We start from the raw sequence: 11,583 nt of genomic DNA on the forward strand, positions 1-11,583 counted from the left end.
TCCTCCCTTCATCCCGCGTCGTGCGATGAGCCGTTCCGGCCGATGAGCCCGACCCTGCGGCAGTCATCCACATACTTCTTGGTGCATATCTGATCGACGCGATACAGACCGTCCTTGATGACGGTGCTCCTGATGTTGTGCACGGTCAGGGCCGCCGGCTTGAGCAGCACCGCGGGGATGCCCCGGGTGGTGGAGTTGTTGACCCAGTGCTTGGTGATCCCGCGGAGCGAGGTGCCGTGTCCCAGCGCGATGGCCATCTCCGCGGCGGTGTACGCCTCGGGCTTGAACGGCTTGTAGACGCTCATGTACTGCTCACCCTGGATGATCCGCTGAACGGCCGCCAGCTCGGCGTCCTGGCCGGTGACCGGGGGCAGCGGATGGATCCGGGCCGTCTTGAGGGCGGTGATGACACCGGAGGCCAGGCCGTCGTTGGCGGCGAGGACGCCGTCGATGCCATGGGGGCCCAGGGCGGCGATGGCGGCGGACATGTTGCGGTTGGCGTTCTCCGGCCGCCAGCCGACGGTCTCGTACGACTTGACGATCTTGACCTTGCCCTCCAGGACGGACCGCGCGCCCTGTTCGAACCAGCCCGCGTTGGGGTCGGTCGACGAGCCGTTCATCATGACGATCCGGCGGTTCTCGGGGTGCGGGCCCAGCGCCCTGAGCAGCGCCTCGCCCTGGAGCCGGCCGACGCGTGCGCCGTCGAAGGAGACGTAGGCGGAGATGGGGCCCTCCGCGAGCCGGTCGTAGGCGACGACCGGGACGTTGGCCTGGCGGGCCTGGATCACCGAGTGGCGGACGGCCCTGGTGTCGACCGCGTCCAGGATGAGCACATCGACCCCGTTCGTGATCATGGCTTCGATCTGGTTGCGCTGGGAGACCGGATCGTGCTGGGCGCTGGAGTAGCTCACCGTGCAGCGCGGACAGAGCTGCTTGACCCGCTGCTGGATCAGGGGTGCGTCGAAGCGTTCGAAACGGACGATCTCGTTCTCCGGGAGCAGCACGCCGATCCGCAGCGGCCCGCGGTGCGGCCCGGTCGCGCCGACCGTCTCGCCGACCTGGGCCGCCTTGCCGCAGGCGGCGAGGGACACGGCCAGGACCAGGCCCGCCGCGACGGCGACGGCCGCGCGGAGGCGAGTGCGCGCCCGGGTGCGCGTCGGGGCACGCGTCCGGGCGGTCGTACGGGAGCGGCTCATCGCCTTGCCCTCCTCCCTCTCCTCCCCCTCGCCCCCCGCGTCCGCGGTTCGTCAGCCGCGTCGGTCGGTCCTTCCGGCGGCTCCTTGGGGGGCGGCCCGCTCGGGGGCTCCTCCCGCGGGGACGACAGGGACAGCTCGCCCCAGACCTGCTTGCCCCCGCTCAGCGGCACCGAGCCCCAGGTCTGCGACATGGCCTCGATGAGCAGCAGCCCCCGCCCGCCGGTCGCCTCCCAGTCCACGGTGGCCGGTTTCACGGGGGTGCGCGGCGAGGGGTCGTTCACCGCGATCCGCAGCCGGTCCGCGGTCATCGTCAGATTCAGCCGCACCTCGCCCTGGGTGTGCACCAGGGCGTTGGTGACCAGCTCGGAGGTGACCAGCAGCGCTACGTCCAGCTCGTCCGCCAGGCCCCAGTTGCGCAGGGTGCGCGCGGTGAAGCGGCGGGCGTGCATCACGGCGTCGGGCAGCCGCCACACCGTCCAGCTCGCCCGGGTGGGCCGCACCCGCATCCCGTCGAAGCGCAGCAACAGCAGCGCCACATCGTCGTCGCGGCGGCTGTGCCCGCCGAGCAGCTCGTCGGCCACGCCTCCGGGGTCGGCCGGGTCGGCGCGGGCGAGCGCCTGGCGCGCCCGGCGCACCCCGTCGTCCAGGTCGAGCCGGGCGGATTCGACCAGGCCGTCGGTGACCAGGGCGAGCAGGGTGCCGGAGGACAGCCCGGCCGCGGTCATCGGGAACTCGGCGTCGGCGACCACGCCCAGCGGCGGGCCGCCCTCGACGTCCAGTTCCTCGGTGCTGCCGTCCGGGTGGCGCAGCAGCGGCTGGATATGTCCGGCCCGCACGAACCACGCCTCGCCCTCCTCCATGTCGAGGTCGGCGTAGCAGCAGGTGGCGAAGAGGTCGGTCTCCATGCCGACGAGCAGGCGGTTGGCGTGCGCCACGACCACATCGGGCGGATGGCCCTCCACGGCATAGGCCCGGATGGCGGTGCGCATCTGGCCCATGATGGTGGCGGCCGCGGCGCTGTGGCCCTGCACATCCCCGATGACCAGGGCCACATGGCCGTCGGCCAGCGGGATCACGTCGTACCAGTCGCCGCCCACCTCCAGGCCCATGGTCGCGGGCAGATAGCGGGTGACGGCCACCCCGCCGGGCAGCTCCGGCAGCTTCCGGGGCAGCAGGCTGCGCTGGAGCATGGTGGCCAGCTCGTGCTCGGCATCCAGGGCGTGGGCGCGCACCAGGGCCTGCCCCACCAGTCCGGCGGTGGCGGTGAGCAGCGAGCGCTCCTCCGGGCCGAACTCATGCCGCCGCTCCCAGCCGATCAGACACACCCCGACGATCCGGCCGTCCGCCGGGAGCGGGAGGACGGCGAGGCCGCCGGGGCCGATACCGGCGAGTCCGGGTTCGAGGTCGGCGCCTTCGGGCCAGATGCTGACCTGGCCCTCCCGCAGCGCCTCGGCCAGCGTGGGCAGGGCATGGCTCGGCGGCTCGGGCCATTCGGACCGCCAGGCGGACCGCCACACCTCGGGCCAGGCGGCGGGCTCGGCGGGCGCGAGGACGCCGACCACGAGCTGATCGGCCTGCACCTCGGCGACCGCGATCCGGCCCGCCCCGAGCGGATCGCGCAGCGCGCCGACCACCGCCCGGCCCACGTCCCGTACGGTCGTGGCCCCGGCCAGGGCGGCGGACAGCCGCTGCACCAGGGACACCTCGTCGGCGCGGGGCCGCAGATACGAGGTCTCCGCGACCACGCCGAGCATCCGCCGGGGCGTGCCGTCCGGCCCCGTCTCGACCCGGGCGCGCAGGCCCAGCCAACGCAGCTCGCCGTTGGGCCGACGGATCCGGAATTCGAGCTGCGCGGTGCCGGAGGTCAGCAGGTCGGGCTCCAGGGCCGACATCAGGGCGGGCACGTCGTCCGGGACGGTGACCGCCAGCAGGGTCTCCACCCGTCCGTCGAAGTCCTCCCCCGGGATGCCGAAGAGGTCGAGCACCTGGGTGTCGGCGGTCATCCGCCCGGTGCCGAGGTGCAGTACGAACGAGCCGACCCGCAGCCGGTCCAGGGTGGGGCCGGGGAGGTCGGGATGGGGCTGGGTGAGCGCCTGCGGCCCGGCCGCCTCGACCCCGGCGGCCACATGGTGGGCGTAGAGCTCGATGAAGCCCCGGCGGTCGGCGTCGATGCCGCCGGGGGCCTCGTCCACCACCACCAGACACCCCAGCCCCTTGCCGTCCCCGCCGAGCGGCAGCACTCCCAGCGAGACGCCGGGCGTGGTGGGGGTTTCGGGAGTGGTGGGGCCGGTGGGTCCGTAGGCGGCGAGTTCGCCGGGGGTCAGCCACAGGGGGCGGCCGGCGCGGAAGGCGTCGGTGACGGGCGAGCGCGTGGACAGCGCGTAGCGAGCCGGCAGCGCGTACGGCCGCCCGGCGCTGCGCACCGTCTCGGCCAACCGCAGCTCGGTACCTTCCGCGTCCAGCACATAGACAGCCACCACCGCGGTCCCCGTGAACGTCAGCACATGCCCGGTCACAGCACGCCTGCACCGCCTCCGTGCGCGGACCGCCGGTCTTGTGGGGCGTACCCGGGCCCTTGATCGGCCTTCGCGCGGCGACCGGTCACGACCACCGGCGGGGCCTTCGCTGCCGCGCCCCCTCGAAAGGGTTGGCGCCTCTCCTCAAAGCATGGCACAGCGGTCCGAACCCGGCCATCTCCCCTCGGAATCGGCGGTACGCGACGGCGTTCGCCCGCTACGGGGCGACACGGTTTCGCCGTCGGCCAGGAGCCGGGGGATCTGCTTGCCGGCGGTGTGACCAGGGAGCCGGCCATGGTGAAGGCACTGCGGCGGAGCTGACCCCGTCGACCCACAGTCGTGAATTTCGTTCATTGATATGGACACACCGTCAGCCTTGCCCTACCTTGATTCTTGGTCTAGACCATGATCCAGCCAGGGAACGGAACGGACCGGAGGTGGGCACATATGCCCGCGTTACGCACCACCAGACGCGCCAGACGCTCCCCACACACCAGGACGGCCATGGCCGTCGCCCCATTCATGGAGATCCTGACGGCGGGGGTCGCGTCCGGAGGGACGGCCATGGCGAAGGAGGCCGCGGCGTCACCGCCGAACGGATGGACGCAGACGTCGTTCACATACTCGATGGTCTACGCCGACGACAAACTGGTGCTGGCGGTCGACGACCGGGGCCCGGCGACCCGCCACTTCAAGAACGGCGTCTATCACCACGGCAACGGCCGGGCCGAGGCCCGGTTCCGCAACATCCGCTATTGGGTCAAGTAGAGGAGTCGGACGGTGTCCACCAAATACCGCGTCATTGCCGGAATCTCGGCCGCCTGCGGGCTGCTGCTGGCGGCTTCGGGCGCCGCGCACGCCGAGGTCGAACCGGGCGGCTGGTCATCCGAGTCGCCGGGGTTCAAGGTGCAGGAGCGGGGGTGCGGGCAGGTCGACAACCTCACCTTCACCCTCACCTGCTCCACCGCGAGCGGGGACCAGCGGGCCGAGCGGCGCTATGACACCTACAACGGGGGAACCCACCAGTTCGAGGGGTACTTCCGGGTCACCAGCATGGGCGGCACCCGGATCAGCCTGAAGCAGACGTTCAACGACACCGACGGCGACGCCGGTCCGTACTTCATGCTCGCGGTCGAGCGGGGCGGGCGGCTGTACGCCGTGCATGGCGGGGACACCCTGTCCAACGCGGGGACGGTCGGGGCCACGGTGCGCGTCAACACGGTGCACGAGGTCGGCAAGGAGCACCGTACGTACATCAACGGCTCGCTCAAGCACACCGTGGACAGCCCCGGCGGCAGCTTCTACGACAAGTTCGGGGCGTACCGCACCGGCAGCGGCAACGGCCCGGCCACGGTGGTGTGGAGCAACGTGAAGTTCTGGCGCAAGTGAGCGGCTCGGTACGCGCCCTGGCGGCGGCGGTTCTCGCCGTCGCCGGGCTTTCCGGAGTCAGCGGGTGCGCCTCCCAGGACGCCCCCCGGGAGCCCCGGACGACCGGCACCGTGCTCACCGTCACCCGGGGCTCCCCCGTCGACGCCAAGCTGAGCTGGCACGGGACGGCTCCGGGCGCCGCGGGGCGGATCGTGGAGTTCGCGACCGAGCCAAAGGGGCCCTGGACGATCCTCACCTACGCCCCGCTCGGCCAGACCACCTACCGGCACCCGGATCTGATACCGGAGACCCACTTCTACTACCGGCTGCGGCCGTATTACGGACCCGCGTCCCGGCCGGTGGACGTCACACTGCCGAAGGGGTCGTTCACCAAGGCGGAACAGCGCGCGGAGCACGATTGGGCGCCGCCGCGCACCATCCGGCGGGCCGGTGTCCGCACCAGCCCCGCCCGGCGGCCCGCCGCCACCCCGACCGGCCTGCGCGCGAAGATCATGCACGCCAACGGCATCCGGTTCACCTGGACCGACCATGCCGAGGGCGAGCGGGGCTATCTGCTGGAGGACCGGCCACGGGGCGGCGACTCCTTCCGTCCGGTCGCCGCGCTCGACCCGGACGTCAACTCCTTCGGGCTGATCACCCTGCCGAACGAGAAGCGGGCCTCCTACCGGGTCCGGCCGGTGACCTACGGCGAGCGGTCCAACATCGCCCAGCTCACCACCGGTGAGCGGCCCGCGGGGCGCGGCTGAGCGTCGCCGATCCCCTGCGCGTCGCCGTCCGAGCCCCATGAGCGTCGCCGTCCGAGCCCCATGAGCGTCGCCGTCCGAGCCCCATGAGCGTCGCCGCCTCAGTCCCCGATGTCCGCCGGGGACGGGGAGAGCACCTCCGGCGCCGGGGTGTGCCGCGCCCCGGCGATCAGGACATCGAAACCCCAGGCCAGCCGGTCCTGAGGGGACCCGGACAGCAGTCGCGGACCGAGCGCGGCGATATGCGGATGGGTCCGCGGTGAGACGTCCCGCACCACCGCGGCGAGCGCCTGCCAGTCCGCCTGGTCCTGGGGGGTGTCACCGGGGACCCGGTGGGCGTGCTCGGCGGCGGTCGCGGTGCCGTACTGGAGCAGCAGATCGACCAGCCATGCGGCCCGGTCCGGCTCCAGGCCGCCCTCGTCCAGCAGCGTCAGCAGCGCCTCCACCAGGCGGAGGTAGTGCTTCCCGAAGGGGCGGGCCACCAGGGCGGACTGGGCGAGGCCGGGGTACTCGAAGAGCACCGAGGTGTACGAGGTGAGGATCCGCACCAGCCGGTCGTGCCAGTCGCCGCCCGCCCCGGCCGGGCTCAGGTCGACCTCGCCGAGAAGCTCGTCCAGGACCGCCGCGTGCAGCTCGGCGATATTGCGGACGTAGACGTAGAGCGAGGCCGGCCCGGTGTCCAGCTCCTTGGCCAGGCGGCGCATCGTGACCCGCTCCAGGCCCTCGGCACGCATGAGCGCGACCGTGGTGGCGATGATGCCTTCCCTGGTCAGGGCCGGTTTCGCCGGACGTTCCCGGCGGCTTTGCGGGGCGGGGGGATGCGCTGTCATGGCGGCATCGTATCTGTTGGCGATCGCGTTCGTCACAGACACGTTCGCCACAGACGCGTTCGTCACGAACACGTTTGCCACGAACGCGTTCGTCGACCTACGCTCGTCCCATCGCCGCGCACCGGCGCCGAGCCAGGGCCGAGCCAGGGAGGCATCGCCATGTCCGGAGCACCTCGTATCGCCATCGTCGGAGGAGGTCTTGGCGGGCTGACGCTGGCGCGCGTTCTGCACGTCCACGGCGTCGCCTCGACCGTCTACGAACTGGACGCCTCGCCCACCGCACGCGACCAGGGCGGCTCGCTGGACATGGATCCCGAGTCCGGCCGGCGGGCGCTGCTGCACGCCGGTCTGCTGGAGGAGTTCCGGCCGCTCAGCCGCCCCGAGGACGGGGAGCTGCGGCTGCTCGGCAAGGACGCCGCCGTCGGCCTCCGCATCCCCGCGCCGGAACCGGGCGAGGGAGACGAGGGGGAGGGAGACGAGGGCGAGGCGCGGCCCGAGATCGACCGCAGGGCGCTGCGGGATCTGCTGCTGGGCTCGCTGCCCGAGGGGACGGTCCGCTGGGGCCACAAGGTCCGCGCGGTCGCCCTCGGTGTGGCGGGGCGGCCCGCGCTCACCCTGTCCGACGGCCGGACCGTCGAGGCGGATCTGCTGGTCGGCGCGGACGGGGCGTGGTCCAGGGTCCGGCCCCTGGTGTCCGACGCCGACCCGGTCTACTCCGGAATCTCGTTCGTGGACTGTCTGCTGCACGACGCCGACGCCCGGCACCCCGCCGTCGCCGAACTCGTCGGCCGGGGAACGATGTTCGCCCTGGCTGACGAGAAGGGGCTGATCGCCCAGCGCAACGGCGGCGACCGCATCCGCGTCTACGCCGCGCTCAAGGCGCCGGAGGAGTGGAGCCGTTCGGGCCTGATCGACGCGGCGGACCCGGCGGCGGCCAGGAAGCGGCTGCTGGACCTCTTCCCCGACTGGGACGAGGGGCTGCGCGCGCTGATCGCCGACAGCGACGGCCCGCTCGTCCCCCGGCCCATCCACGCCCTGCCCATCGGCCACCGCTGGGACCGTACGCCCGGCGTCACGCTCCTGGGCGACGCCGCCCATCTGATGTCCCCCTTCGCGGGGGCGGGCGCCAACCTCGCCATGCTCGACGGCGCGGAACTCGCCCTCGCCCTCACCACCCACAATGACCTGGAGACGGCTCTGAACGCCTACGAGACACCCATGTTCGCGCGCGCCGAAGAGGCGGCCGCGCAATCGGCCGACAACCTCACCGGCTTCTTCCGCCCGGACGGGCTGCGGATCGCGTGCGACACCTTCACCGCGGTCACCTCCGGAGGTGCGGCCCGATGACCACCCACCAGACCACCGGATTCACCATCGAGCCCTACCCCGGCCTGCCCGTGACGGTGCGGGACGTGGGCGCGGGCCGGCCCGTGCTCGTCCTGCACGGCGGCGGCGGACCCGCCTCCGTGGCCGCCGTCGTGGACCACTTCGCCGCCACCTCCCGGGTGCTGGCGCCGACCCATCCGGGCTGGGAGGACACCCCGCGGCCGGAGTGGTTCTCGGACGTGGGCGACCTCGTCGAGACCTATCTGGACCTGCTGGACGACCGCGATCTGCGCGATGTCCTGGTCGTCGGCGCCTCGTTCGGCGGCTGGGTCGCCGCCGAGATGACCGTGCGCGACCGGGCCCGCCGGATCGGCGGGCTGGTCGTCATGGGCGCCTTCGGACCGCGTATCGAGGGGCACGAGGTGCGATTCCCCACCGCCCCGCCCGGGCCGCCGTCCGGATCGCCGTCCGGCCAGGGCTCCGGCGCGTCGGCACCCGCACCGGCATCGGAACCGGCACCCGCACCGGCACCGCGCCGGGGCCCCTCGCCCGCGGCCCTCCAGGCGCTGGCGGCCTACACGGGCCCGACGAGGTCCGACCCGAAGCTGCTGCACCGGCTGGCCCGGGTGAGCGTGCCCGCCCTCGCGGTGTGGGGGGAGCAGGACACCGCCGTCCCACCCGACTTCGGCCGCGCGTACGCCGCCGCGATCCCGGGGGCGCGGTTCGAGCTGATCCCGGGCGCGGGCCACATCCCCACCCGGGAGGCCCCGGAGGCCACGTTCGCCGCGATCGACGCCTTCGCGGCCGCCATCCCGCGGTAGCGGGCACCCGTCAGGCGGGGCGTCCCAGTTCCTTGCGGAAGAGCTCCAGCACATTGCCGCCGAGGATCTTCTCGACGTCCCCCTCGGGAAGGCCCCTTCGGACCAGCGCCTCGGTCACCAGAGGCAGTCCGCGGGGGCCTTCCAGGCCGGGGACCAGCAGCCGGGCGTACTCGACGTCCTCGCAGCAGGGCGGGGTGGTGTCATCGCTGACCTCCTTGATGAAGTCCGGCCCCAGACCCACCCGGTCGACGCCGATCACCTCGGCGATATGGACGATGTGATCGGCCAGCCGGTCCACCGTGCGGTCGGCCTGGGCGGTGGCCAGGAACTCGCCGAGGAAGTTGACGCACACCATGCCGCCGGTCGCGGCGATCCCGCGCAACTGCTCATCGGTGAGGTTGCGATGGTGGTCCAGAAGCGCGCGGGCGGAGGAGTGGGTGGCCAGTACGGGGCGGGTGGCCAGCTCCAGCACATGGGCGACCCCGGAGGCGCCGAGGTGGGAGACGTCGAAGAGGATGCCAAGACGCTCCATCTCCCGCAGCGCCAGGACCCCGGCCTCGGTGAGCCTGCTTCCGGTGGCGTCCTCACCGCTGCCGTCGGCCAGGGCGGTGCGGCCCCAGTGGGCGAGCGAGGCGATGCGCACCCCGAGGCGGTGGAGGGTCGGGAGCAGCTCCACGTTCGCGTCCAGCCCGGGGGCGCTCTCCAGCGCCAGCACCAGGGCGATCCGGCCGTCGGCGAGGGCCGCGTCGATGTCGTCGCCGTCCAGGCACAGCCGTACCTCGTCGGCGTTGCCCTCGGCGAGGGTGTGCGCGCATTCGATCATCCGCAGCGTCTCGCGCAGCGCGCCCTCGGGGCGGAACTGGTCGTCGATGAAGACCGGCAGCACCTGCACATCCACTCCGCCGTCGCGGAGCTGCGGCAGCCAGCGCTCCCGGAAGTAACCGGCCCAGCGGTGCGGTGGGCGGGCGGTGACGGCGATCAGCAGATCGTTGTGGGCGTCGGCGACGACGGCGCGCCGGTGGAGGTCACGGCTCATAGGACACGGCTCACAGGACACGGCTCATAAGAACGACGGTGGCCTTTCGTGGGACGTTCGCGGAACGTTCGTGGGACGGGAAGCGGCGTCGGTCATCGTGACGTACGCGCCTGCCGCCGAGCCATGGGTTTTCGGTGCCACGGCGGGCAGGGCGGACGCAATCCCCGAGCCCGTCGGCCGGGTGAGAGGATCGGACGGGCGGGCCCGAGGGACGGAGGCGGGAGATGTCGGTGGAGATCACCTGGTGGGGTCATGCCACGGCGACCGTGCGGGACTCCGGGGTGCGGGTGCTGACCGACCCCCTGTTCGTACGGCGCCTGGCGCATCTGCGGCGCCGCCGGGGGGCCGTGCCACCGGCGGCCGCGGCGGTGGCGGACGTGGCGCTGGTCTCGCATCTGCACGCCGACCATCTGCACCCCGGCTCGCTGGCCAAACTGCTGCCCGGCACCCGGCTGGTGGTGCCGCGCGGGGCCGGACAGGCGGTGCCCGGGCTGCGGCGGGTGGTGGCGGCGCGGGGGCTGCGGGTGACCGAGATGGCGCCGGGCGATGTGTGCACGGTCGGCGAGGTGCGGATCCGGGCGGTACCGGCCGAGCACGACGGGCGTCGGCTGCCGTACGGGCGGAGCCGGGTGCCCGCGCTGGGGTATGTGCTCAGCGGCGAGTCGACCACGTACTTCGCGGGCGACACCGGGCTGTTCGACCGGATGGCGGAGGCGGTCGGCGCATGCGATGTGGCGCTGCTCCCGGTGGGCGGCTGGGGACCCTACCTCGGCCCCGGCCATCTCGACGCGGGCCGCGCGGCACAGGCGCTGGCGCGGCTGGGGGCGCGCTGCGCGGTGCCGGTGCACTACGGGACGTACTGGCCGATCGGGATGGACTCGATCCGCCCGCATGAATTCCACGCCCCCGGCGACGACTTCGTGCGCCACGCCGGGCGGCTGGCCCCCGACGCGGTGGTGCACCGGCTGGGGCACGGGGAGTGCGTCCGGCTGGAGCCCGCCAGGTGATGGGGCAACTGGCGATTCTGGGGGACCTGGTCGATCTGGCCCGCAGCGTGCCGTCCGAGTCGACCCAGCAGGCGGTGGGGTATCCCTCGCTGTTCCTGCTGGTGGTGTTCGGGTCACTGGTGCCGGTGGTGCCCACCGGTGCGGTGGTCTCCTCGGCCGCGGTGGTCGCCATCCACCAGACCGCTCCCCCGCTGTCGCTGCTGGTGGTCTTCGGGGTCGCCTCGCTGGCGGCCTTCACCGGCGACGTGATGCTCTACTGGCTCGGGCGCCGCGGGGTGGCTTCGAAGAACGGCTCGCGATGGCTGGAGCGGATCCACGACCACGCGGCGCCGGAACGGCTGGACCAGGCACAGGCGCGGCTGGAGGACCATGGGGTGGCGGTTCTGGTGCTGTCCCGGCTGCTCCCGGCCGGGCGGATACCGGTGATGCTGGCCTGCCTGCTGGCCCGCTGGCCCCTGCGCAGATTCGCCCGCGGCGCCGGGCCCGCGGCGCTGGCCTGGGCGGCGACGTACCAGCTCATCGGCATCCTGGGCGGCTCGCTCTTCCCCGAACCGTGGGAGGGCGTGGCGGCGGCCGTGATCCTGACGGTGGTGATCAGCACGACCCCCGCGCTGTGGAGGCGGCTGCGGCGCCGTACCGCCCGCGACGCGCGGAGCGAAGCCACGGGCTGACGCCCCCGCCGCCCCCGCCGCATCGGGCCGGACCCGCCGGCCAGGCCC

General features: G+C 73.1%; 11 protein-coding genes. 7 read left to right on the forward strand and 4 right to left on the reverse strand.

The features are described 5' to 3' along the window. Positions 1-8: 8 nt before the first annotated feature. Both KN815_RS26675 and KN815_RS26680 read right to left on the reverse strand, forming a co-directional pair. Positions 9-1,196, reverse strand: coding sequence for a sugar ABC transporter substrate-binding protein (locus KN815_RS26675; protein ID WP_216344452.1), 1,188 nt, complete (start codon positions 1,194-1,196; stop codon positions 9-11). After that, positions 1,193-3,697, reverse strand: a complete 2,505-nt coding sequence (locus tag KN815_RS26680) for a SpoIIE family protein phosphatase (protein WP_443732331.1) — start codon at positions 3,695-3,697, stop codon at positions 1,193-1,195. The genes KN815_RS26675 and KN815_RS26680 overlap by 4 nt, the downstream gene beginning before the upstream one ends. Positions 3,698-4,216: 519 nt before the next feature. Here KN815_RS26680 and KN815_RS26685 point away from each other — a divergent pair. From KN815_RS26685 to KN815_RS26695, 3 genes are read left to right on the forward strand one after another with little or no spacing between them, the layout of a single operon-like run. Next, the gene (locus KN815_RS26685; RefSeq protein ID WP_216344454.1) at positions 4,217-4,480 is read left to right on the forward strand and encodes a hypothetical protein; all 264 of its coding nucleotides are present in this window, start codon (positions 4,217-4,219) and stop codon (positions 4,478-4,480) included. A gap of 12 nt (positions 4,481-4,492) precedes the next feature. Further along, complete coding sequence (locus tag KN815_RS26690; RefSeq protein WP_216344455.1) at positions 4,493-5,101, forward strand: hypothetical protein; 609 nt, start codon at positions 4,493-4,495, stop codon at positions 5,099-5,101. Then, positions 5,098-5,847: a fibronectin type III domain-containing protein gene (locus KN815_RS26695; RefSeq protein ID WP_253209261.1), complete on the forward strand. Its 750-nt coding sequence runs from the start codon at positions 5,098-5,100 to the stop codon at positions 5,845-5,847. Before KN815_RS26690 ends, KN815_RS26695 begins: the two co-directional genes overlap by 4 nt. Positions 5,848-5,945: 98 nt before the next feature. Here the strand turns inward: KN815_RS26695 and KN815_RS26700 are convergent, their stop codons facing one another. Beyond that, positions 5,946-6,674, reverse strand: a complete 729-nt coding sequence (locus tag KN815_RS26700) for a TetR/AcrR family transcriptional regulator (RefSeq protein WP_216344456.1) — start codon at positions 6,672-6,674, stop codon at positions 5,946-5,948. Positions 6,675-6,833: 159 nt separating this feature from the next. Between KN815_RS26700 and KN815_RS26705 the strand changes: the two genes are divergently transcribed. Together KN815_RS26705 and KN815_RS26710 are read left to right on the forward strand one after the other, a co-directional pair. Further along, the gene (locus KN815_RS26705; protein ID WP_216344457.1) at positions 6,834-8,021 is read left to right on the forward strand and encodes an FAD-dependent oxidoreductase; all 1,188 of its coding nucleotides are present in this window, start codon (positions 6,834-6,836) and stop codon (positions 8,019-8,021) included. Then, the gene (locus KN815_RS26710; RefSeq protein WP_216344458.1) at positions 8,018-8,821 is read left to right on the forward strand and encodes an alpha/beta fold hydrolase; all 804 of its coding nucleotides are present in this window, start codon (positions 8,018-8,020) and stop codon (positions 8,819-8,821) included. The genes KN815_RS26705 and KN815_RS26710 overlap by 4 nt, the downstream gene beginning before the upstream one ends. 10 nt (positions 8,822-8,831) lie before the next feature. On the opposite strand, the gene KN815_RS26715 is transcribed toward KN815_RS26710, so the two are convergent. Beyond that, positions 8,832-9,857, reverse strand: coding sequence for a dipeptidase (locus KN815_RS26715; protein ID WP_216344459.1), 1,026 nt, complete (start codon positions 9,855-9,857; stop codon positions 8,832-8,834). A 224-nt stretch (positions 9,858-10,081) separates the two neighbouring features. Between KN815_RS26715 and KN815_RS26720 the strand changes: the two genes are divergently transcribed. Continuing rightward, positions 10,082-10,864, forward strand: coding sequence for an MBL fold metallo-hydrolase (locus KN815_RS26720; protein WP_216344460.1), 783 nt, complete (start codon positions 10,082-10,084; stop codon positions 10,862-10,864). Further along, the gene (locus KN815_RS26725) at positions 10,864-11,535 is read left to right on the forward strand and encodes a DedA family protein (protein ID WP_216344461.1); all 672 of its coding nucleotides are present in this window, start codon (positions 10,864-10,866) and stop codon (positions 11,533-11,535) included. Before KN815_RS26720 ends, KN815_RS26725 begins: the two co-directional genes overlap by 1 nt. Positions 11,536-11,583 lie beyond the last annotated feature (48 nt).

Source organism: Streptomyces niphimycinicus (assembly GCF_018883605.1).
GTDB classification, from domain to species: Bacteria; Actinomycetota; Actinomycetes; order Streptomycetales; family Streptomycetaceae; genus Streptomyces; species Streptomyces niphimycinicus.

Coding starts and splice junctions, on each gene's coding strand:
- KN815_RS26675 (WP_216344452.1), bottom strand. CDS start 1,196: ATGAGCCGCTCCCGTACGACCGCCCGGACGCGTGCCCCGACGCGCACC.
- KN815_RS26685 (WP_216344454.1), top strand. CDS start 4,217: ATGGCCGTCGCCCCATTCATGGAGATCCTGACGGCGGGGGTCGCGTCC.
- KN815_RS26700 (WP_216344456.1), bottom strand. CDS start 6,674: ATGACAGCGCATCCCCCCGCCCCGCAAAGCCGCCGGGAACGTCCGGCG.
- KN815_RS26705 (WP_216344457.1), top strand. CDS start 6,834: ATGTCCGGAGCACCTCGTATCGCCATCGTCGGAGGAGGTCTTGGCGGG.
- KN815_RS26710 (WP_216344458.1), top strand. CDS start 8,018: ATGACCACCCACCAGACCACCGGATTCACCATCGAGCCCTACCCCGGC.
- KN815_RS26715 (WP_216344459.1), bottom strand. CDS start 9,857: ATGAGCCGTGACCTCCACCGGCGCGCCGTCGTCGCCGACGCCCACAAC.
- KN815_RS26720 (WP_216344460.1), top strand. CDS start 10,082: ATGTCGGTGGAGATCACCTGGTGGGGTCATGCCACGGCGACCGTGCGG.
- KN815_RS26725 (WP_216344461.1), top strand. CDS start 10,864: ATGGGGCAACTGGCGATTCTGGGGGACCTGGTCGATCTGGCCCGCAGC.